At 37.2% G+C, this 23,163-nt stretch carries 19 protein-coding genes, 1 tRNA gene, 1 pseudogene and 1 riboswitch; of the genes and pseudogenes, 11 read left to right on the forward strand and 10 right to left on the reverse strand.

Annotated elements, in window-relative coordinates; all coding sequences use genetic code 11:
- Positions 1–20: 20 nt before the first annotated feature.
- Entirely contained in the window at positions 21–599 is a 579-nt protein-coding gene (locus LXM54_RS02695; RefSeq protein WP_233313554.1) for a DNA-binding protein, read from the forward strand.
- A gap of 27 nt (positions 600–626) precedes the next feature.
- Here LXM54_RS02695 and LXM54_RS02700 read toward each other — a convergent pair whose 3' ends face one another.
- Positions 627–1,055, reverse strand: a complete 429-nt coding sequence (locus tag LXM54_RS02700) for a hypothetical protein (RefSeq protein ID WP_233313555.1) — start codon at positions 1,053–1,055, stop codon at positions 627–629.
- Positions 1,056–1,078: 23 nt separating this feature from the next.
- The gene (locus tag LXM54_RS02705; RefSeq protein ID WP_233313556.1) at positions 1,079–1,768 is read right to left on the reverse strand and encodes a DUF421 domain-containing protein; all 690 of its coding nucleotides are present in this window, start codon (positions 1,766–1,768) and stop codon (positions 1,079–1,081) included.
- Between the two features lie 396 nt (positions 1,769–2,164).
- On the opposite strand from LXM54_RS02705, the gene LXM54_RS02710 reads away from it, so the two are divergent.
- The 3 genes from LXM54_RS02710 (at position 2,165) to licT (ending at position 6,538) form a co-directional block, all read left to right on the forward strand.
- A complete protein-coding gene (locus LXM54_RS02710; protein ID WP_233313557.1) occupies positions 2,165–4,081 on the forward strand; it encodes a beta-glucoside-specific PTS transporter subunit IIABC in 1,917 nt (638 codons plus the stop codon).
- A 77-nt stretch (positions 4,082–4,158) separates the two neighbouring features.
- Complete coding sequence (locus LXM54_RS02715) at positions 4,159–5,580, forward strand: 6-phospho-beta-glucosidase (RefSeq protein WP_245399873.1); 1,422 nt, start codon at positions 4,159–4,161, stop codon at positions 5,578–5,580.
- 127 nt (positions 5,581–5,707) lie between these two features.
- On the forward strand, positions 5,708–6,538 hold the full coding sequence (gene licT / locus LXM54_RS02720; protein WP_233313558.1) for a BglG family transcription antiterminator LicT: 831 nt from the start codon (positions 5,708–5,710) through the stop codon (positions 6,536–6,538).
- Between the two features lie 45 nt (positions 6,539–6,583).
- On the opposite strand, the gene LXM54_RS02725 is transcribed toward licT, so the two are convergent.
- The 5 genes from LXM54_RS02725 to LXM54_RS02745 form a co-directional block, all read right to left on the reverse strand.
- The gene (locus tag LXM54_RS02725) at positions 6,584–7,960 is read right to left on the reverse strand and encodes an MFS transporter (RefSeq protein WP_233313559.1); all 1,377 of its coding nucleotides are present in this window, start codon (positions 7,958–7,960) and stop codon (positions 6,584–6,586) included.
- A 32-nt stretch (positions 7,961–7,992) separates the two neighbouring features.
- A complete protein-coding gene (locus tag LXM54_RS02730; protein WP_233313560.1) occupies positions 7,993–9,006 on the reverse strand; it encodes a quercetin 2,3-dioxygenase in 1,014 nt (337 codons plus the stop codon).
- Between the two features lie 68 nt (positions 9,007–9,074).
- Complete coding sequence (locus LXM54_RS02735; protein ID WP_233314735.1) at positions 9,075–9,650, reverse strand: TetR/AcrR family transcriptional regulator; 576 nt, start codon at positions 9,648–9,650, stop codon at positions 9,075–9,077.
- 172 nt (positions 9,651–9,822) lie between these two features.
- Positions 9,823–10,806, reverse strand: coding sequence for an AraC family transcriptional regulator (locus LXM54_RS02740; RefSeq protein WP_233313561.1), 984 nt, complete (start codon positions 10,804–10,806; stop codon positions 9,823–9,825).
- Positions 10,807–11,096: 290 nt separating this feature from the next.
- Positions 11,097–11,170, reverse strand: a tRNA-Arg gene (locus tag LXM54_RS02745).
- A 330-nt stretch (positions 11,171–11,500) separates the two neighbouring features.
- Here LXM54_RS02745 and LXM54_RS02750 point away from each other — a divergent pair.
- The 7 genes from LXM54_RS02750 to LXM54_RS02780 all read left to right on the forward strand — a co-directional run bounded on the left by LXM54_RS02750 (position 11,501) and on the right by LXM54_RS02780 (position 19,282).
- Positions 11,501–12,214 (forward strand): GntR family transcriptional regulator, encoded by a 714-nt coding sequence (locus LXM54_RS02750; protein WP_233313562.1) that lies wholly within the window; start codon positions 11,501–11,503, stop codon positions 12,212–12,214.
- 227 nt (positions 12,215–12,441) lie between these two features.
- On the forward strand, positions 12,442–13,266 hold the full coding sequence (locus LXM54_RS02755; protein ID WP_233314736.1) for an ABC transporter permease: 825 nt from the start codon (positions 12,442–12,444) through the stop codon (positions 13,264–13,266).
- Between the two features lie 39 nt (positions 13,267–13,305).
- A complete protein-coding gene (locus tag LXM54_RS02760; RefSeq protein ID WP_233313563.1) occupies positions 13,306–14,409 on the forward strand; it encodes an ABC transporter ATP-binding protein in 1,104 nt (367 codons plus the stop codon).
- The gene (locus LXM54_RS02765; RefSeq protein ID WP_233313564.1) at positions 14,396–15,553 is read left to right on the forward strand and encodes an extracellular solute-binding protein; all 1,158 of its coding nucleotides are present in this window, start codon (positions 14,396–14,398) and stop codon (positions 15,551–15,553) included. Before LXM54_RS02760 ends, LXM54_RS02765 begins: the two co-directional genes overlap by 14 nt.
- Complete coding sequence (locus LXM54_RS02770) at positions 15,550–16,422, forward strand: ABC transporter permease (protein WP_233313565.1); 873 nt, start codon at positions 15,550–15,552, stop codon at positions 16,420–16,422. The genes LXM54_RS02765 and LXM54_RS02770 overlap by 4 nt, the downstream gene beginning before the upstream one ends.
- 24 nt (positions 16,423–16,446) lie before the next feature.
- On the forward strand, positions 16,447–17,541 hold the full coding sequence (locus LXM54_RS02775) for a hypothetical protein (RefSeq protein WP_233313566.1): 1,095 nt from the start codon (positions 16,447–16,449) through the stop codon (positions 17,539–17,541).
- A 193-nt stretch (positions 17,542–17,734) separates the two neighbouring features.
- Positions 17,735–19,282 (forward strand): CehA/McbA family metallohydrolase, encoded by a 1,548-nt coding sequence (locus tag LXM54_RS02780; protein ID WP_233313567.1) that lies wholly within the window; start codon positions 17,735–17,737, stop codon positions 19,280–19,282.
- A gap of 110 nt (positions 19,283–19,392) precedes the next feature.
- Here LXM54_RS02780 and LXM54_RS28390 read toward each other — a convergent pair whose 3' ends face one another.
- From LXM54_RS28390 to LXM54_RS02790, 3 genes and pseudogenes are all read right to left on the reverse strand, one after another.
- A complete protein-coding gene (locus LXM54_RS28390; RefSeq protein WP_442780424.1) occupies positions 19,393–20,340 on the reverse strand; it encodes a methyl-accepting chemotaxis protein in 948 nt (315 codons plus the stop codon).
- Positions 20,335–20,976: pseudogene (locus LXM54_RS28395) on the reverse strand (HAMP domain-containing protein); the annotation flags it as partial. The pseudogene LXM54_RS28395 and the gene LXM54_RS28390, both read right to left, overlap by 6 nt.
- A gap of 94 nt (positions 20,977–21,070) precedes the next feature.
- Positions 21,071–22,720 (reverse strand): pyridoxal phosphate-dependent decarboxylase family protein, encoded by a 1,650-nt coding sequence (locus tag LXM54_RS02790; protein WP_233313569.1) that lies wholly within the window; start codon positions 22,718–22,720, stop codon positions 21,071–21,073.
- A 92-nt stretch (positions 22,721–22,812) separates the two neighbouring features.
- A riboswitch (cyclic di-GMP riboswitch) is annotated at positions 22,813–22,898 on the reverse strand.
- Between the last annotated feature and the right edge of the window lie 265 nt (positions 22,899–23,163).

Here is a 23,163-nt window from a genome sequence, read left to right on the forward strand (position 1 = left end):
CTAAAGTTTGGTGAGAATGTATGAGCAAAAAACCATGGAGAGCGGAAGAAATTAATCTTCTACAAGCATTAGTTGGACAAAGGTCAGTGACTGCAATTGCAAAAGAGCTCGGGCGGACACCAGGAGCAGTTTCCAACAAACTGAGCCGCCTTGGTCTTGGTGCAACAAGGAAGCAGACAGGCATGTTAACGGCAAGAGAACTCGCAAACAAGCTTGGCGTAACGACGAAAACGGTTGTAAGCTGGGAAGCATATGGACTTAAGACAGTTACGAGGGTAACGAGATATAAAAAGCAATTTATTCTCATTAAAATGAAGAATTTTTGGGAATGGGCCGAACAGAATAAAAGCTTAATTGACTTTACGAAGCTGTCAAAAAAAGATTTTTCAACCCTGCCTGAATGGGTGTCTGGCAACATAAAAGCGGCGAGAACAAGTGTTCGCTACCGTCATTGGACAACAAGCGAGCTAAAAAAGCTGCATGTGCTGATTGAAAAGGGATTAACCTATAAACAGATTAGCAAGCTATTAAACAGGTCTGAATCTAGTGTAGAAAAGAGATATTCACGTCTAATTAAGGGCATTAGAAAAAGTGGTTAAAAGGGCTGCCAGCGAGGCAGCCCTTTTTTAGTTTCCTTTATAATATTTAACAAGCTTGATCTCAATGCCGCTTACCCCATCTTTTTCGAGCCGAGGAGCTGTTCCGCCAATATTAGGTGCATCAATTTCTAAAATGACGGTGTCCATATTCGTTTCGCCATCAGGTTCGCCAACTAATACGGACAGCTTAACCTCAAACCAGCCGTTATATTTGCCTTTTTCTATCTGTTTTTGCATCATGGCAACATCTTCAACCTTAACTGGATTAACGATCATGTCTTTGTCGTATTGATTATGTACGATTCTGATTAATTTTGGTTCAATAATAGAAAATAAGATATCCTCCGCTGTAAAATACCCATCTACTTTTTCAGATTTCTCTTCTGTTTTTGCAGACACAAGGTCACCATTATAAAGGAGTATTGTTAAAAGCAGCAACATGAACATTTTTTTCAATATAATCACCTTCCTAAATAAAATTAAGTACTTGATGAATATTCATATTTCGATAGTTGTAATCCGCTGTCTTCCTGCCATTCTGCATAAAGGACCTCTTTATAATCTTTTATTTGCAGCTGAGATAATTGCAGCTTAAGCCAGTTTTCATCAAAGCCCAGCTCCTGTAAATTTTGCTTGTCCACTTTTCCATCAAGTATGAGTGCATAAGAAAGCTGGACTTTTTGTTCATCAATATGTAAATCCTCTTTTGTGGGTGTGGCGTAACGATGCTTAGGTGCCACACTTATATTACCATCCTGCTCTAAGATGACATACTCCGCCTCATATAAAGAAAAATATCCTTGTTTTCTTAACAGATGCTGCAGTTGATTGAGATCGAGATGATTTTTTTTTAACTTTTTATAGTCTATATGACCTTTATTAATCAATATGGACGGCTTGCCTTCAAAAAAGCTGCGTAAAACAAATGATTTCTGTGTTAAAAACTCAACTATGTAAATAAGCAGTCCCCAGAGCAAAATGCTAAAAATAATTTCCAAAACAGTTGTTCTTTCATCGAATATCGAATCACCTACAAAATTTCCTAATACCATTCCTGTAATGAAATCGAAAGGTGTTATTTGGGAAAATTGTATTTTACCGAGTACTTTTAGCATAAGCAGCAGTGTAATGAAGCCGACACTCAATTCGATTGCTATATCCTTAAACATGTTCTCACCTATTATTCAATATGTTCTAATCAAGTCCAGCAGACAAGGAATGCTCAAGAAATATGCCTATTTATCCCTACAAATAGATTGCGACCCAATTTTAAAAATATACATAAAATAACTTGAAAAATGATAATACAAATAAATCTATTCTCAATAATGCAACTAATCTGTAAAGTTACAAAAATATTTTTATTGAAAGCGTTGACATGTAATCGTTCTCATGATAAATTTAACCTATCAAATAACAACTTAATAAAAGTTCCTAGATGGAATGTTACCTTAAGTGGGCATAACCTGAACTGACTAGAACACGCTGTTAATAGTGTGATTTAGTGGGCTCAGGTTTTTTATTTGGCAAAATATAAAAATAGATAAAAGAAGGAAGGGTCAAAAATGAAATATGAGCAGCTGGCAAAAGATATTATTGCTAATGTGGGTGGAAAAGAAAACGTTTCCAATGTAGTCCATTGTATTACACGCCTTCGCTTTAAGCTGAAGGATGAAGGCAAGGCAAATACAGAGGTTCTAAAAAATATGGATGATGTTGTCACAGTGATGAAAAGCGGCGGGCAATATCAAGTAGTTATCGGAAACCATGTACCAGATGTATACAAAGCTGTAGTCACAGTAGGTGGATTTCAAGGTCAAGAGCAAGTTGATGAAGAGGAAGGACCAAAAGGTTCCCTATTCAGCCGCTTTATTGATATGATTTCAAGCATCTTTACACCAGTCCTTGGCGTTTTAGCTGCATCAGGGATGATCAAAGGCTTTAATGCACTATTTGTCGCACTTGGTTGGCTGACAAACACATCCGGCACGTATCAAATCTTAAATGCAGCTGGTGATGCTCTGTTTTATTTCTTGCCAATCTTCTTAGGTTATACAGCAATCAAAAAGTTCGGCGGTACACCATTCATCGGTATGGCAATCGGAGCCGCATTAGTGTATCCGACCCTTTCAACTCTAACTACAGGTGACCCGCTTTACACAGTATTTGCAGGAACCATGTTTGAATCACCAATTTATGTAACATTTTTAGGAATTCCAGTGATTTTAATGTCTTATTCATCATCGGTTATACCAATTATTTTGTCTACATTCTTTGCAGCAAAAGTGGAAAAATGGCTTCGTTCCTTTATTCCAGATGTTATTAAAACATTCGTAGTGCCATTATTAACATTATTAATTGTCATTCCAATAACATTTATGGTTATCGGCCCAATTGCAACATGGGCAAGCAGTTTGATCGGTGCAGGTTCATTATTCATTTATAACTTAAGTCCATTAATTGCAGGGATTTTGCTTGGCGGACTATGGCAAGTAATCGTTATTTTCGGTCTTCACTGGGGCTTAGTGCCAATTGCGATCAACAATGTGGCGACAATGGGCTTCGATACAATTCTTGCAACAGTATTTGCAGCATCCTTTGCACAAATAGGTGCAGTTCTTGCCATCTTAATTAAAACGAAAGATAAAAAATTGAAATCATTGAGCATTCCAGCATTTATTTCCGGCGTATTCGGTGTAACAGAGCCTGCTATTTATGGTATTACATTGCCATTGAAAAAACCATTTATCATCAGCTGTATTGGTGCTGCTGCAGGTGGAGCTGTTCTAGGATTCGCTAATGTAAAGGGTTACATTATTGGCGGTCTTGGGATATTCGGAATACCAACTTACATCAGTCCTGATGGGCTTGGTATGGATCTATGGGGTGCATTAATCGCAATTGTTGTGGCATTCGTAGTTGCTTTCATTTTAACATACTTGTTTGGCGGAATCGGTAAAGAACAGAAAAACAGCTCAAATTCAGAAGTGAAAGCAGCTTCTAATGAAGTAGCAGCTGCGGTTGTACAGCATGAAGTAATTACAAGTCCTTTAAACGGAGAAGTGAAATTATTATCTGAAGTAGAAGATGCAGCATTTTCAACTGGTGCATTAGGTCATGGCTTAGCAATTGAACCGACTGAAGGAAAGCTGTATGCACCAGTATCTGGTACAGTTTCAGCTCTTTTCCCGACAAATCATGCAATAGGAATTACAACAGATTCTGGTGCTGACATTTTAATTCATATCGGAATGGATACTGTTCAGTTTGAAGGAAAGCATTTCAGAGCACATACAGTACAAGGGGAATATGTCGAGAAAGGTCAGCTGTTGATTGAGTTTGACATGGAAGAAATCCGTAAAGCTGGCAAGCTGTTAACAACTCCTGTTGTTGTGACGAACTACAAGGATTTCAACATGGAGCTGACGAATAAAAAACAAGTAACTACAGTGGATGAGTTATTGAAACTAGATGTAAAATAAAAGGAAAAGACTGGTTAAGTAAGGAAGGAATCAGCTCCTTACTTAACCAGCGTTAAATATGAAGGAGGAGAAGTATTTTGGCATTTCAAAAAGGATTTTTATGGGGCGGCGCGATCGCTGCAAACCAAGCTGAAGGAGCATATCTTGCTGATGGAAAGGGATTAACAACAGTTGATCTTTTGCCGACGGGTCAAAAAAGATTTGACATTATGATGGGTAATCTGACTTCTTATGAACCAATTGAGGGTGAGTTCTATCCATCACATGAAGCAATTGACTTTTATAACCGTTATAAAGAGGATATTGCCTTATTTGCCGAAATGGGCTTCAAGGCATTGCGTTTATCGATTTCTTGGGCAAGGATTTTCCCAAATGGTGACGATGCCGAACCGAATGAGGCTGGCTTGAAATTTTATGATGATTTGTTTGATGAGTTGAACAAGCATGGCATTGAACCAGTTGTGACAATCGCTCATTTCGATGTACCTGTTAACTTGGTGGAGAATTACGGCAGCTGGAGAAACCGCAAGCTTGTCGGGTTCTTTGAAAAATATGCAACAACTTTGTTCAACCGCTATAAAGATAAAGTAAAGTACTGGATGACCTTTAATGAAATCAACATGCTACTTCACTTGCCGTTTGTTGGAGCTGGCCTTGTGTTTAAAGAGGGTGAGGATAAGTTGCAGGTGAAATACCAGGCAGCACATCATCAGCTTGTGGCAAGTGCACTTGCTGTGAAAGCTTGCCATGACATTATTCCAGATGCAAAAATCGGCTGTATGCTTGCTGCAGGACAGACATATCCTTACAGCTGCAACCCAGACGATGTTCTTGACGCAATGGAGAAAGACCGTGATTCGTTCTTCTTTATTGATATTCAGTCCCGCGGTAAATATCCAGGCTATGCGAAAAAATTCATTAAAGACAATAATATTACGATAGAAATGGAAGCAGAAGATGAAGAGATTCTGCTTAACAATACAGTAGATTATATCGGTTTCAGCTATTATGCGAGCAGAACAACAAGCACAGACCCAGAAATCAATAAGACTACTTCAGGAAATGTGTTCGGTTCCATTGAAAATCCGTTTCTCCAAAAATCAGAATGGGGCTGGACAATTGATCCAAAAGGCTTCCGCATTACAGCTAATCAATTATATGACCGCTACCAAAAACCGTTGTTTGTTGTGGAAAATGGCTTAGGAGCTATTGATGTTCCCACAGATAATGGGGAAGTTTCGGATGACCACCGCATCGATTATTTAAGTCAGCATTTAAAAGAGCTGTCTCAAGCAATAGATGAAGGTGTGGAAGTGCTTGGCTATACTAGCTGGGGACCAATCGACCTTGTAAGTGCATCAACAGGAGAAATGAAAAAGCGTTATGGCTATATTTATGTGGACAAGGATAATGACGGAAACGGCACGCTTGCCAGATCACGGAAAAAGAGTTTTGACTGGTATAAAGAGGTTATCGCTGCAAACGGTGAAAATCTATAATCAGCATCATTTTAGGAAAGCAGAAGGTTGCTTTCCTTCTTTTGAATTTTCGAAAAATAGTCCTTTTAGATCACTTTTTCTATTATAATAAAGAGAAACATACGATATTAAACGAATAGGTGGTTACATGAAAATAACCAGAGTATTTAATAATAATGTCATTAGTGTACTTGATGACAAGCAGGAAGAGCTCATCATTATTGGAAAGGGGCTCGCTTGGCAGAAGAAGCCAGGAGATATCGTGGATGAAGAAAAAATTGAAAAGATTTTTGAGCTGAAGAATAAAGATATATCGCAAAAGTTCAAGACCCTTCTTTATGAAGTCCCCATTGAATATATGGAAGTGACAGAAGAAATCATTAAGCTTGCTAAAGACAGGCTCGGCAGAAGCTTTACTGACAGTTTTTATATTTCCTTAACAGATCATATTCACTTCGCTGTTGATAGAATAGAAAAAGGACATATCATTACCAATGCTTTATTATGGGAAATCAAACGTTTTTACAAAGATGAGTTCACAATTGGTAAGGAAGCTTTGCAGCTCGTAAAACAAAAGCTGGGAGTAGATTTGCCGGAAGATGAAGCTGGCTTTATTGCAATGCATATTGTCAATGCTGGTTTAAGTGAGGAAATGCCTAATATTGCTAACATAACAAAGGTCATTCAGGATATTATGAATATTGTTAAATATCATTATAAAATGGAATTTGATGAAGAATCGCTGAACTATTTCCGGTTTCTCACCCATTTGAAGTTTTTTGCACAACGGCTGTACAGTAAAACATACTTGGCGGATGATGATTCATTTTTATATGATGCTTTTAAACAGAAACATCCAGGAAGTGTTGAATGTACAGAAAAAATCTCAGAATATATAAAGAAACAGTTCGACTACGATATTACAAACAATGAAAAGCTGTATTTAGCTATTCATGTTCAAAGGCTAGTTAGTCGATAGCAAAAGGAAGGCTTTTTTTAGCCTTCCTTTTTTGTATACTCTTATTTATCCACGCACCGCACTATATCTTTTAAAGCGGAAATGGTAAGTGAATGTGACGATAATAATTAAAACAGTAAGCACTGTATAAATATTACTGTAGTTTAAACTGTCTTGTGCTTGAAGGAGCGGATTCAGCTGAACTGAAAAGCTGCCTTTTTCGAGCGCTTTGCTCATTAATGTAGTGAAAAGAGCACCAGAGATAAAATTCGTCATCATTAAAATCCCCATTCCGACACCAACGTCTGCTTTTACGAGTGTGCCTGATACAGTATTGGACAAGGCAATTTGCATAAAGGTTTGCCCGATACAAGCAAACATTAGTACAAACATAATAATATACGGTGACAAGCCTGCCACAATGGAAAGGATGCTGTAGCCGACAAAGAAACCGAGCAGAGCGATATAAGTAAGAACATGATTCCCTTTTAAATCAGCAAGTTTTCCGCCGCTTCGCCCTAAACTTGCTGCAAGTAAGGCACTCGGAAACATATACAAGCCGCTCAAAATCGGTGACAGTCCATTAACATCCTGCAGCAGCAACGGTGTCAAGTAGGGAATTCCGAAGCCGATTCCTGAACAAAGTCCAGAAATGACAATTCCTAAGGAGAACTGTTTATTTTTGAATAAAGAAAGCTGTACAAATGGGTCTCTTGCTGATTGAATCCGCCATAGAAACAGCATAAAAAATAAACCACATAAAGCAGCATACCAAATGGAGCTTTGTGTTATAGCCAGCAGCAGAAAAGCGAGTGTTCCAGCAAGGAAGGCAGCACCGACCATATCTATTTTTCCATATCTCTGCTGTTGTTCTTCTTGTAAGTATTTGCGGAAAAACGGCAAGGTAACAAGAGACAGCAAGGAGACAATAAATAAATAATGCCAATTAAAGAAGCTAGTCACACAGCCAGCTACAATTGGACCGATCGCCGTTCCTAACGCCATGCCAGCAGATGTTAAACCTAATACTCGTCCTCGATTTTCACTATTGAAGTAGCGAGTGGGAATAATCATTGACACAGTTGGCATGACAGATGCTCCCATCGCTTGCAGACAGCGGCCTGCAACAAGCAAAGGAAAGCTGCTTGCTGCAAAACCGAGAATGCTCCCTGCTGCAAAAGTGCATAAACCAAAGGTTAGCAATGTTTTTAGCATATATTTGTCAGCCAGCTTTCCATAAATGACAGACCCGATTGCATAAATAATAATGTAAGCTGTCACAATCCAGCCTGCCTCTGTTGGCAGCAGATTGAACTCTCTAGTAATAGAAGGAATGGCCATGTTGAACATAGTGGAATTCATGACAGAAATAACTAATGCAAAAACAAGAACTGTTACCAGCCTGTCTATACCTTGTTTTTCTTTATTTACAGCGACAACCATTTTTCTTCTCCTTTTAATCGTTTATTAGCTATTTATTTTGGTTTGTTGACCACTTTTAGATCAAGAACATCTAAGTTTTCGATAACCCGGTCGAAACGAAGCGGCATCGCCTCACTTGGGAAGGTGTAATGCTCAAAATCGTCGCCAAGAATGCGGAAAAATGGTTCAAATAAACCAGAAGCGAGCAAGCCGACCATCTTAGTATAGTGAGAGTCTAGGCGATAGGAGTGAACGGTGCCTGCTGGAACATGAAGGAAATCTCCTGGAAGCATCTCAATCTCTTGGCCGTCAGCCCACATCGTCATCTTCCCTTCAAGGCAGAAGAATGTTTCCGTATGATGTTCATGATAATGTTCAACAATCCTGTCACCAGCAGGCCCGTCTGAAGCAACAATAATAAATTGGCCATCTGTATTTTTTTGTGATGCAATAATGCGATGAAGCTGATCTCCTGTCAAAAGACGGTCTCCTTCACCTGAGTAGATAACATAGGGAATTGCGCTGTCAGGCAGGCTCGTGACACTTGCTACTTCTGAAGTTATCTCAGGCTGTTTTTTTAACTGTATATCTGTATGTAAAGTAGCATCCAGCAAAACTTCAGTTGGGATGTCACTATTAACATTTGGCGGATATTCAGGTTGGTTGTAGGGTTTACCAATAATTCGGTAAAGCTCTGCGATTTCACCATTGGCAGTATAAGAGACAAATCTTGTTCTGTGGGCTTTCATAACATAGCTGTGCACAGTTCCAGCAGGTATGTGGGCATAGTCGCCAACTGTAAGCAAATACTTGATGCCATCAAGCTTTATTTCCAGTCTGCCGCTTAAAATCAATATTCCTTCATGTGTGTTTTCATGGATATGAGAAGGAAAGGAATCCTCTTTACCTCCAGTAATCATCACCATCCCAAAAATATTATCTGTACTAGGTGAATCTGCCATTATGGTGGCAACTTGTCTGCCGAAGAGACGATGTTCCCCAGCACCGCTTCTTAGTAAATAAGGTTTTTTTTCTGTTGGTAGTCCTGTTTCTTTTAATAAGTTCATGCTTTTATCTCCTTTGTAATTGACTAGACCGGTCTGTCTAGTATCATAATACAAAGGGATAAAAAATTCTACCCTTTGTTGTTAAAAATTTGCGGAATAATTTCACTGATGGCCAGCAATGGTGCTTTGTCCTTACGGGTTATCGACTGCATAATCCCCCCGCCGATCATGGAATTAATCAGCATGCCCATCTTTAATGCATAATCTTGGTTGTATCCGTTTTGCACTAGTTTAGCAGCAATAATTCTTTCCCATTTTGCAAATGCCTCAACGCATGCAAGACGCAACGGCTCACTAATAAGTGCCGTTTCACTTGCCAGCAATCCGATTGGAATTCCTTCAATATGTTCAGGTGATTCAAATTGACTTGAAGTATCGGCAATAAACGCTTGAATTGCTTCAATAGGGTCATTTATTTCATCCATAATCGTTTGCAGCTTTCTTTCAATGTAACTGCTTGTATAGTGGACGGCTTCGATTGCCAATGATTCCTTTCCTTGAGGAAAGTGGTGGTAAATAGAACCTTTTGGCAGTCCGCTTTCACTGATAATTTGATTCATGCCTGTCGCGTGGTATCCTTGCAGCTGAAAAAGCCGAGAAGCTGTTTGCAGTATTTTGTCACGAGAATTTAATTTCGTTTCCATCATTATTTTCCTCTCCTTCAATTGTGAGAATAGTCCTACCTAACTATAGAAAATAGATAAGCTATTGTCAAAGAAGCAATTCTCCATTTAAAGCTATTTCTGAGTTTTATAAAAAAAAATGTACCTAAACCGCTGGTTATTTCAGTCGGCTTAAGGTACATAAACATGTTAGTTATTCAAGAATATTTTTTTCTAAAATCACACGTTTACGGTAATCAGCAGGAGTTGTATGATAATACTCTTTAAATTTTTTATAAAAATGATTGAAATTAGTGTAGCCTGCTTCGTCAGCAATCCGATTTATTTGCATTTGTGTGTTTTCGAGGAGAAGCTTTGCTTGACGGAGGCGAAGCTCTTGCACCATTTCACTGAATGTTTTACCGATATTTTCTTTCAGCAGCCTGCTCAAATAATTAGGATGGAAGTGAAAATGCTTCGCAACCTCCTTTAAGCTTGTTGTTAAATAATGCTCTTCAATATATTGGAGTATATCAACAATGGCAATACTTGAGACATCTTCTGCCAACGTCTTCGGTTGTTGTTTAGACATTCTCATAAGTTCTGTAAACAATAAGACGATATGGCAGCTGAGTACCTCTTGGCCGCCAATATCAGGATTGTAATATTCTAATAATCCAGCATCCACACAATTTCTGATTTTTTCATTTCCTGATGAAGGAAAGTAAAGGTAACGGCCTTTCATTTTCGGTTTGTAGATGGCATCAATCACAAATTTAGAAATGAGATCATTCTCAGTCAAACGGGCAAGAATATTATGATTGAAATAAGTTTTGCGGAGGAGAATATTAATAATGACGGTGTCTTTATCTGCCTTTTGGATGGTATGCATGACATCTGTATCCAATATCGTCAAGTCGCCTTCCTTCATCACAACTGTCTCTCCATTAATCCATTGTGTAAATCCGCCAATATAGGCATAGCTTATTTCTAGAAAGTCATGCTTATGTACTTTAATATCGACATAACGGGGATGTTTCATGATGGTAATCTTGTCTGTCTTGTTCATTAAAGAATCTGCTGACAGAACTGCATCCTCAGCACTCTGTGAAGCTGAATTTAGACTGGATAAAATCTCATGCAGATCATCCGTTCCAGATGCCAAGGCAAATGCCTCAATTTCATTTTCTGAAAGCAATTTTTCCCTCAAATTATTAACCAACATAGCCTCACCATACCCTTGTCTTTAAATAACTGCTTTTTTAGGATAATGATTTAAATAAGTAAAACTAACACTATGATAATGATATAAAATGATTATGACACCGCTTACAAGTTTTTAGCAAGCGTTTTATTTAATAATTACTATTTTTTTAAAATGGCTGTAAACAATTAGGGGGAGAAGCAATAAATATAAGCAGTTTTTTGCAGAGAATTTAAGACGCAGACAGAAAAAAGCCGGCAGCAAAGTGCCAGCTTTTATGATGACGTCCCTGGAGGGAATCGAACCCACGACACACAGCTTAGGAGGCTGCCGCTCTATCCTACTGAGCTACAGAGACATGAAATATGCTACCTTAAGAGGATACAACATCGGTCGAATTCTGTAAAGTAATTAGCTCTGGAAACCATTCTTTAGATGATGTTAGCTAAAACTGTTATTAAATAAAAGTTGTAAGAAAGGGGGAAGATTCCCATGAAAAAGAGTATTATCTATAACAGCTCCATTATATTTTAGAATTGTATTTTTATGTATAGTAGAAATGATGATAATCATTTCTACTATATTATTGCCTAGGATAACAATTAACACATATAATACCAATATCAGAGGGTGATTTACCCTACATAAACTAGCATAATATCTCTACTAAATTAGAGGGAGGAATATAGTGCAACCTCTTTACATGTTCATTAAAGAAAAAATTGAGGCGGACATACATTCAGGCAAATTAAAGTCAGGAGATCGTTTGCCTTCTGAAGTAAATCTTGCAGCAGAGTTTAAAGTGAGTCGTGAGACAGTTCGATCGGCAATTCGGTTACTAGAAGAAAAGGGAAAAGTGTATGTTAAGCATGGGGTAGGAACTTTTGTTGTTAACCCTTTGCCTAAGACGCCAAATAGTTTAGAAAAACTAATGAGTGTCACTTCGATGATAAAGTATGCAGGTTTAGAGGATGGAGAAAAACGAGAGAGAATCAAGATTGTAGAACCTACAGATGAATGGAAGGAGCTTCTTCAGCTTAGAGAAGGAGAAGAGGTAATCATTCATGAAAGAATACGAACGGCAAATGAAGAACCAGTTGTGTTTTCTCAGAATATTTTAGCAGAATCACTTGTGAAGAAGAATATGATTAATGAAGGCTCAATCGGTTCTTTATTCGACTACTTAAAAAAAGAGAGTAGTATTGATATCAGTAGAGCTACAACAGAAATTGTTGTTCCATTACATACAGATCGCAATTGTCATAAGCTTCTTATTCATCCTGAAACGACTGTCTTATTGTTAAAGCAACTTCATTATGATTATCAAAATCGTCCTGTTCTTTATTCATTAGATTATTTTAGAAATGATGTTTTTACATTTACCGTTAATAGAACTAGATAAATAATAGATTCAATCTGTTGAGAAAATCGATCAAATTTAATTGGTCGATTTTTTTATTTTTATTAGAGGTCTAGACAACTTAATGAAAGAATAATGAAAGTTATGAATTTTTACAAGAATACTACAAATAGAATAAAGACTATTAATATTTGTTTGCTAAATTAAAAACTAAGAGGTATAGACTTCTAATGTTTTTAAAGCATTATTTAAAATGGAGAGGAGAAGAGATATTGTGGTATTTTAAAACACTTGGTAAGGGGAAAGTAATTGAATTTATTCTACTTGCGATTTTCCTGCTGTTCTTTTTTGGACCTTTATTAAATTTATTGTTACTAGCGTTTTCAGGAGAATGGCAATACCCTGATATTTTGCCTAAGTCTTGGTCATTGGAATGGTGGAGCTTCGTTTTAGCAGATGAGTCAATTGTGAGATCGATGTGGTTATCTTTTCTTATAGCAAGTATTGTTACATTAATTTCCCTTATTATTTGTATTCCTGCAGCATATGCTTTTGCCCGGATTAGTTTTCCATTAAGGAGGTTTTTTCTTTTCTCCTTTTTACTGACTAATGCATTTCCAAAAATGGGTTTATATGTTGCAATTGCCGTTTTGTTTTATCAATACAACCTTATGAATACATTCATTGGAATTATTTTAATACATCTAATCAATACGCTTATGTTAATGACATGGATTCCTTCTGCTGCATTTGAGAATGTTCATCGTTCTCAAGAAGAATCGGCACGCGATGCAGGCGCATCTCCTTTAAAGGTATTTTGGTATATTACGTTGCCGATGGCTAAGCCGGGAATTATTGTAGCTTCTGTTTTTACCTTCTTATCTTCTTTAGATGAAGCACAAGGAACTTTACTAGTAGGGATACCAGATTATAAAACGATGCCAGTTATTATGTATTCCATAATAGCAGATTATCCAAGTACAGCAGGTGCGGTGTTTTCTGTGATATTGACACTCCCAACTATCATCCTGTTATTTGCAGCTAGAAAATTTGTCGGAGCTGATTCATTTGCAAACGGAATGCGCCTTAAATAATGATTTCAATCGAACGAAGAGAGAGGAAGGTAACCAAGAGTGTCAATTAGCTTATCAATAACTAACTTAAGCAAGATCTATCCTACAGGGGAAGGTGTTAAGAGTTTTTCCTTGGACATTCAAAATGGGGAAATGGTTACGTTACTTGGACCCTCAGGATGTGGTAAATCCACTGTTCTGCGCAGTGTTGGCGGATTTATTGAGCCTGATGAAGGGTCCATAATAATTGCTGGAAAGCAAGTGAATCATCTCCCTCCTGAAAAGAGACCTAGTGCTATGGTTTTTCAAAGCTATAATCTTTGGCCGCATATGAATGTATTTAATAATCTAGCATTTAGTTTAAAGCTTAAGAAAACCAAAAAAGCTCAAATCATGGAAAAAGTGAAATGGGCTTTGAATTTAGTACAGCTTCAAGGATATGAGAAAAAGTATCCAAGTGAGTTATCAGGAGGTCAACAACAACGGGTTGCACTGGCACGAGCATTGCTTCTTGAACCGAAAGTACTTTTGCTGGATGAACCATTTTCGGCTCTTGATGCAAAGTTAAGGCATGAATTACGTGAGGAGTTAAGAGAAATTCAAGCAAAACAGCAGCTTACCATGCTGTTTGTAACACATGACCAAGAAGAAGCACTTTCCATTTCCGATCGTATTGTCGTTATGAACAAAGGAGAAATAGAGCAAATTGATTCTCCGCAAAATATTTATAATTATCCTGCATCCCTGTTTGTTGCTCAATTTATAGGAAAGATGAATTTTCTTACAGGTTATGCGGAAGGAAACAAAATTCATATCGGTTCACTTAACTTTCCTAACATGAATCGTTATAACAAAACAGTTACTGTTGCAGTCAGACCAGAAGATGTTGTTCTTGCAAGTGAGGTAGAAAATGGCCTTGATGCCATGATTGAAAAAGTGATGATGTTAGGTCATTATGCAGAGGTCAGCTTGAAAACAGAGTTTGGAAAGCTAAAAATGTTTATTGATCGCAGTGAAATAAGTCAATTTAAAATGCTTCAAAATATCCGCATAACTTTCGCAACCATTCAAACCTTTACAGATGAAAACGACTTACATACTAATGGTTATTCAAAAATACAAAATCTAACTAAAGAGGAGATTGAAGTATATGAGAAAGTCTAAATCATTAAAAAGAATGTTAACAGGAACAATATTAGCTGTCAGTACCTTTTCATTAGTTGCTTGTAATTCTAGCGAGACAAACAGTGCGGCAAGTGGAGGAGATGATGTAACAAAAATATCACTATACAGTTCAGGCTCTCAAAATGTTGAGACTTTCTGGGAAACGGTTATTCCTAAATTTGAAGAAGCACATAAGGATATTGATGTTGACTTCGTGTTCGTTCCGTCTGGGACTGGTGGACAGGCTACAATTGATCGAATCGTTGCAGCTAAAAAAGCAAATAAAGATTCAGAGATTGATGTTTATGAAGGAGCACTAGCTGATATTATCCGCAGTGAAGATGAAGGTGGACTTTTTTATGAACTTTCAACAGATTCGATTGAAAATCTAGAGAATGTTCAAGAAGAAAATTTGGAGGGTACTCAAAATCTAGCAGTTCCTTACCGTGCATCATCCGTAGTTCTTGCGTACAATTCGGACAAAGTAAAAGATGTACCGAACACAGCAGAAGAATTGAATACTTGGATAGAAAAAAATCCTGGTCGCTTTGCTTATAATGATCCAAATACAGGTGGAGCAGGAAGCTCCTTTGTCCTCTCGACTGTATATAACGAACTTGATGACAATGCTATGAATGTTCAGGATGAAAGTATTATAAAAGAGTGGGACAAGGGAATTCAAATACTGAAGGACATGGCACCAAACCTATATAAAGAAGGAGTTTATCCTAAAAAGAATCAAGGAACACTTGACCTGCTTGCAAACGGAGAGGTTGATATGGTCCCAGCATGGTCTGATATGGCTCTAGAACAAATAAATTCAAAATTATTGCCTGATACTACTGAACTAAAACAAATCGATCCAGCATTTACTGGCGGACCAGCCTATTTAATGGCTGTAGATAATGGGGATGAAAAGCGGAGAGAAGCCACAGAAACGTTCCTTGATTATGTGCTTACTCAAGATGTTCAAAAGTTAGTTATTGATACAATGTACGGCTATCCAGGTATTAAGTGGGACCTGTTATCAGCTGAGGATCAAAAGAAATTTGAAGCAGTAAGTGGCGGTTATCGAACTTTTAACGGTGGCGATCTATCGAGTGAATTAATGAAGGTTTGGCAAAAAGAGGTAGCAAGTCAATGAGTAGGGAAGTTGCCTTAAGAGAGAGTTATGTGATGAAGAAAAAAACAAAATTAGCAGTGTTAGGAATAGGGCTTGTGATGCCCTCTTTCCTAACTTTGCTAATTTTGGTCATCTACCCAGTGGCACTTGCTATAATGGAGAGCTTTCAAAATGAAGAGGATGCCTTTTCACTTGAAAACTACCAATATATTTTTACAGAACCATTAATCTTGCAAAGTATTCAACATACGTTAGTAATTACGTTCATTTCTTGTTTTTTGACTTTAGGATTAAGCTATATATTAGCCATTTATCTTAACTTTAGTAACAGTATTTTTTCTAAAATAATCAACAAGCTGTATTTTATCCCGTTGTTTATTCCTGGAGTCATCGCCATTTATGGATTTTTAAATTTTTATCGAGATAATGGCTGGGTTGCAAGAATCATCGGTGAAGGCAATATGCCTTCCATTATATATGACATGAAAGGATTATTAATGATTAATGTGTGGTTTAATATTCCCTTTACTACCATGCTGTTATTATCTGCTTTACAAGCCATTCCCCGTTCAGTCATTGAAAGTGCAAAAGATACGGGTGCATCAAAGTTAAGATTGTTTATTCATTTTATATTTCCTCTTTCTTATAAGACAATGCTAGTTGCTTTGACGTTTCTGTTTATGGGTTTAATTGGCAGTTTTACAGCACCTTTTCTCATCGATCGAAATGCGCCGCAAATGCTTGGTGTATCCATGCAGCAACATTTTTCTGTATACAATGAAATTGGTCAATCAAGCGCCCTTGCAGTCTTTATGTTTGTACTATGTTCGATAGTAGGCTATGTATATATTCAAAACAACATGAAAAAGTCAAAGAAAAATCTGTTTTAATTTTAGACTGGGGAGTTGGATAGGATGACGGTATTAAACCCTGTAAAAATGAAGCATTTAGAACGTGAGCAATCTAGCATTATTATTGAGGAAAAAGGATATTATGCAATTAATCTTCGCGCATATGCGTCTACCTCTTGGCAGGAAGAAAACAATGAATCACTCATGTTGAGACTGTATGTGAATAACGTGCATCACCAAGACATTGTATTATTCTATGGAAGACGGGACTTCACCTATAAGCGTCTGCTTGGCATGATGGAGCCTGGAACGTACGAAATAGAATATGTTTGTGAATCACCCCGGAACAGGGAAGCGGTTGCTCAGATTGAGAGCTGTACGATAGAAAAATTAGATTTATCTGACCGAGAAGCACTTGCGGTTCAGTATGCTCCTAAACTTTATGGTCGGGCAGTATATAGCCAGTTTGATAATTTATATACAGATACCCCTTTAGAAATGATTTATTTTTTTGATCAGTGGGAAAAAGGGTCGGTAATTGAATATCATATGGTATTTAGTCATGAAGATGAGGGTACACCTGCGGTTTTGTTAATGTCAAAGTGGGGGCGCTTATTAGATATTGAATATATGGCAAGAGTTTATTTGAATGAACATAACGAAATGGACCATGTTGAATATCAAGGGGCAGAACATCAGGTTAAATCTTATAAAATCGATGATAACCAAATTATTCTTCAAACTGCTACATGCAATGGGAACTTTACGGATGAAATTACAAGTTCCTATCATTTTTCCTTCATTCCAAGTTACGAATGGAAAATAGAAAATGAGGCTCGAGAAACAGTCATGGAGCGTTTTCCATATATCAATCATGTTATGAAATGGGAAGCTGAGCGCCAGTTAAAAAACGCTCCATTGCCTTACAATAGAATTCAAAATGTTAGTCAATATATTTTCCTTCAATCCTCTGTATGGGGGATTGAGCATGGTATCCCGAGTATAGACTTTCTATGTAGGCTTAATGGAGAAAACGAGTGGTACTCAAGTTCTCTCCATAATAAAAAGATAGGTGTATTCTCTGCAGCTTATACTGGCCCGTACAATCACTTTGGAACAGCTATTTGTCTACCGGAAGGGAAATCTATGGAAGAATAGTAGAAATAAAGATTGCTCTTATTAATGAAAAGTTACATACAATCAACGTGAAAAATTTGAAGATATATGCTTACGATGGAAATGACGACTTGCAGAAATATATGGAAGAAAGCTTTGACGAAGAGCTAAACAATATAGAATCGGCAAAGACAATCTGGCGAAAAGAACGGTAAGGAAGGTGTAAAACAACACGATGAGAGAAGAAGAGGCACATATATTATTTGAAATCAATTCAACCATTACGAATAAAAGTATGCAATCACACATACAACACACCTTTTTTGTCCCGGAAGATACGGACGTAATTTATGTGGATTTTTCTTTTGATCCACCACATCAAACAGTTGTAAATGAGAATAAACGACTAATGGAAGAAGCATCGATGTATTATGAATCAAAGTTACCACAGAATGGTGAAGAATTGATTAGAAACTTATTAACATTATCGATTGATGACCATGATGGTTTTAGAGGGGCACGCCATTATCATTCGCCTACCCAACATGTAATGATTAGTGATTTTCATTCATCTCCTGGATTTCTTAATAAAAGAAATCCAGCTGGGTTGTGGTCTGTAACGGTAAGTATTCATGCATTGGTAACGGAAAGCTGTCAATTTAAGCTGCGTGTATATAAAAAGCCTCATTCAGCAAACAAAACCTTGATTCCATGGAGAGATAAGCCTTTATGTCAACCAATTAATGAAAATGTTATAAGTATTCCAAGTTATCCATCAATAGAAGGTCCGGTGAAATGGGTGCCATCTGAATTGCATACACATACATTTCATAGTGATGGTAAACAGTCGCTGATTGAGATGGCAAGGGTTGCGAAAGAAATGGGCCTTAAAGCAGTCGTAATGACAGACCATAATACAATCAGTCCTTTTGAAGAAATGAAACAAGCAGAAGTTCTTTCTGGTCTGCATATCCTTTATGGTTTGGAATGGACGACCTTTTACGGACACCTCCTAACGGTAGGTTATGAATCGCCAACCTATACTGATTGGCGAGCAATAGGTCCTTTAGATATTGAAAAGGGCATAAGTGAAATTCGTCGTCATGATGCCTTGGTTGGCATTGCCCACCCGTTTCGGATAGGGAATCCAATCGGGACAGGGTGTCATTTTGAATTCCCAGTCGAATCAATCAATGCTTTTGATTTTATCGAAGTTTGGAATTCCACAAGGCCAGGGTCAAAAGCTTACAATCAGCGTGCCTTTCACTATTGGACAGACTTGTTAAATAAAGGCTATAGAATAACCGCAACAGCAGGAAGGGATTGGCACCATAATGAAGAAATAAATCCTTTGCCAGCCATTACATATGTCCAAATGTCACAAATCAGTGAAGATAAAAATATTTTCAGAACAGCTTTTTTACAATCCATCCGTGCTGGACGAATCAGTATTTCCTATGACAAACCACTTGAGCTTATAGTGATGCAAGAGGAAAAGACTTATAGAGTTGGAGATGTAATAAATAAAGTTGAAAATCAGCCATTCATTGTGCAAGTTACTTCAGAGGAGTGGGATTTTAATGACCGCATTGATAGGAAAGGCGCATTTATGGTGATAGTAACAAACGAGGGAGAACATTTTACTGGAAGCATAGGGCAGTTTCAACTCGAAACAGAGATAGCTAACAAAGACTTAAAATGGATTCGCGCAGAGTTATATGCGTCGATTGATAATGGAGACCCAGAGTTGGTGGCATTCACCAATCCTATCTATATGAAGTAATAATATGTCAGCTATACTGAATGAAAGAAGAAGGGTTCGGTATAATCGGACCCTTCTTCTTTCATACTTATTACATGTTTAGTTATTCCAAACATTGCAATTCTTGTAGATTACAATTTAAACTTCTTAACACTGTCGCGCAAACTTTCAGCCATTGTCGACATAGTGGAAGCTGAATTTGCAATTTCTTCAAATATGGCCGTTTGTTCTTCTGAGGTTGCTGCAATTTGTTGAACATTACTTGTTGTTTCAACAGATATTCCGCTAAGCTCCTCCATTGATTTGGAAACTTGCTGCACACCATTATTCATATCCTCAATCGCAACATTAACTTCTGTGATTTGCTTGTTAACTCCTTCAACTGACTTTTGGATGTTTACAAAAGCACCTCTAGCCTGGTCAAACGTTGCAACTCCATCTTCTAATTTGCTATAGCCGGTGTTCATTGCTTCTACAGCGTTGGAAGATTCTACTTTTATCGTTTCTATTTTATTTGTAATGTCATTTGCAGCAGTTCTTGATTCTTCGGCTAATTTTCGTACTTCCTCCGCTACGACTGCAAATCCTTTACCGTGCTCACCAGCTCTTGCAGCTTCAATCGAAGCATTTAATGCCAATAGGTTAGTTTGGTCTGCAATTGCAGTGATTAATGAAATAATTTCACTGATTTCATTCGTTTGTGTACTTAATCTATTTACAACTTCAGAAGTATGCTTCATCGATTGATGAATAACATTCATTTGCTCAATCGCTGAGTCAATAACCATTGATCCATTCGTGGCAATATCAGCAGTTTGATTTGAGTTTATGGAAACTTCTTTTGCATTATCAAAAATGAGTTCCATTCCTTTAGAAACATCAAATATTCCTTTGTTCATTTTATCAATATTTTGCGTCTGATTCTCGACACCATTTGAAACTTCCTGAATAGATTCAGTTACTTGAACAACAGAAAGATTTGTTTGCTCTGCACTTGAGCTTAGTTCTTCAGCCGTTGTCGAAACTTCTTGAGCGTTCTTAGCAATTTTATGAATAAGCGTGTTAAGGTCTGTGACCATATGCTGAACTCCACTTGCAAGCTGTCCGATTTCGTCTTTTCTGTTTATATTTAAATCTTTTATAGCCAAGTTGCCATCAGCGACTTCATTTACGTAGTCCTTTAAAGAAATAATCGGTTTAGTAATTCTTTTGCTGACAAAGTAGGCAATGACTATTCCTAAGATAATAAATATCAGTGTTAAAGCTAATGACGTATAAAGGGCTGAAGATTTTAAGCTATTGATAAAAGAAGCATCCATATCAACTCCAGCAATCATATCTGTTCCTTTAATAGGTGCAAATATCGATTTGTGAATGCCGAATTCATCCTTATAAATGTCGCTGAAATGAGTTGTTCCCTCAGAAAGAGTTTTTTTCATTTCATCTGAGAAAGTATAGTCTGAACCCTGCGCATCTGTGTTGCTTAAGGCAACAATGTATTCTTTATTATCCTTTTTCGCTAGAACATAAGTATTTTCAACCTCATGTTTTACTTGGTATTGATTTACTGTAGTTATTAGCTCGTGATAGCTTGTGCTGCTTCCGCTGTCGGCGCTTTGAACTATAGCTGGATCAATATTTTCTACCATGTCATTTAGAACAGTTTCTAAGCGATTCTCAAATTGATCAATAACATAATTATTGATAATATTCATCGAAAAAGTATAAAGAGTAGCACTAAAAATAACAGAAAATATAGCAATCGGTATAACAAAATCTAGAATATTTTTAAATAAGATCGATTTATTTCTAGATGGTAACTTCAATTTTTAGTCCCTCCATCTTTTTAATAGAATTTTCAATCGCGTTAATAAAATGATCGATATGTTCTACTTCCGTATATGGAGAAATGGAGAATAATTTTGCTACATAAATCGGCAGGCGCTCTTTTGAATCACTAGCATTCACTAAGCATTGTTTTTTCGTATCTCCAAAAAACACATCTTCCCGCTGTTGACCAAGTATTTCAAATAATTCATTGTTTAATTCGTTTGTATGTAAGATTTGTTCTGTCGTCGCTTGGCCATTTTGTTCTAAATCCCAATGAACTGTATCTTGATAGAGTCGGAATGTAGTAATAGGACCGATATTTTGATAGTTTGTGATACCCATATTAGGAATTCTTGCTGTTAATTTTTTTCTAAACTCAAGATTTACGCGTACATAATTAGCGAGTATTTGCTGGTAACCTTCCACGCCGAATGCCAATAAAGCAGCATATATTGCGATGGCACTTCCCATTCTTGAACACTCTAACGTATAACCTGTATGGTAGCTTCCATACCCACGATTACCGACATAAGGTGTTTCGAATTCTTCCAGATCAAGCAGACCAAGATCTTCGCCATTTTTAATTAAGAAAAGGCTTGTTAAATATGGTGTTTGACCAAGCTTTTGGAAATCAAAGCATAAGCTGTCTGCCAAGGAGATATGCTGCATTCTTTCATTAATATGACGCAGTCCCTCTAAAACCTCTTTTTCAAACCCAAGAGGATTTTGGGTGAAATCATAGGATGAAAATAGGGAATAAAAACCGCCTAAAGCAGAATCGGCATGAATATGTATTGGTTTTAACTGATGCTTTTTCTCTATTTCTGTTGTAATTTCTTTGATTTGCTTTACATCATCAATGCCGAAACTATCTGTTGTTCCAGTAGTTGCGACAACATATACAGGGATACCGCCTTTTTGAATGACTTCTTCCAGTTTACTTCTGAAATCTGTCATATCCATCGCAAAGTCATTGCCTGCTTTCACACGAATTAAATGGTTGCTTCCAATTCCAGTTGCTTCAACAGATTTTAACAAGCTGTAGTGAGCATTTTCAGAAGCAAAGCAGTATAGGTTATTAGGGATTCCTTCTTCTTTAGCATGCGGGAATTGCTTGGCAATTGCTAAACGGAGACCGCTGAAAACAGCTCCTTGGCCGCCCCAAGTTGTATAACCCCAGCTTTTTTTGTAATCATAACCAACCAGCTTGGACATCATGGAAATAACTTTTACCTCTGCTTCAGAAGCTGCCGGACCATATACATCCCATAAGTTATTTCCATTTAGAATCGATGTGGTTAATAGTCCAATAATCCCAGGTATGCTTGCCATTGGTAATACATTCGTTACGAAATTTCTTGTATGGTAAGGATGTCCGTTTGATAGATCAACTAGTTTTTTGACTATTTCCTCCATATCCATTCCTGATTCGGGAGCTGCCGCAGACTCCACGATTTCTTTGTAGAAATCATCACTTTTTTCTTGCATTGGACCTAATGTAGCTTTGTTTGGATCTTTTTTGCTGTCAATACCGGCAATTAGTTGTTCAATATAACCTAATAGCCTTAATTGCTGCCCGCGATCTCCATCCTCACTTGGAAATAACTGCTGTACTTTCTGTAAATCCATAATTTCCTCCTTATGATATGTATTGGATGCCTTTATGTGTTCTAACAAAAAAAGCCCTTAAAGAATCAAGGGCTGCAAAGAATATGGAAACATCCTGCAACCCAGCCGTCGTAGCTTTATACGCCTTAGACCTGAAGCTTTGCGTCCTCATCTTTCAATGAGTTTGCCAGAAAAACAAAAAGTATGTATGTAATGAACGTATTTTCTATCGTCCAAATTTCCTATTTTTTTAGGAAAATATTAAAGTTCATAAATTCTAAATATTAAATCTAAAGATATTATTCCTACCTAAAGAAGTTGGATGTGCATTGTTCATGTGGAAGAAGCGATCCTTAAGGAAAACAGGTAAGCTTGCCGCCAAAGCACATGATTTATGAAAGAGTCCTATTTTAACTTTTTTTGTTAGAAATTTGTACAAATTCATATATAATAAACGGATAAAA

Origin of the sequence: Bacillus sp. Au-Bac7 (genome assembly GCF_021341655.1) — a bacterium.
Lineage (GTDB): Bacteria > Bacillota > Bacilli > Bacillales > Cytobacillaceae > Niallia.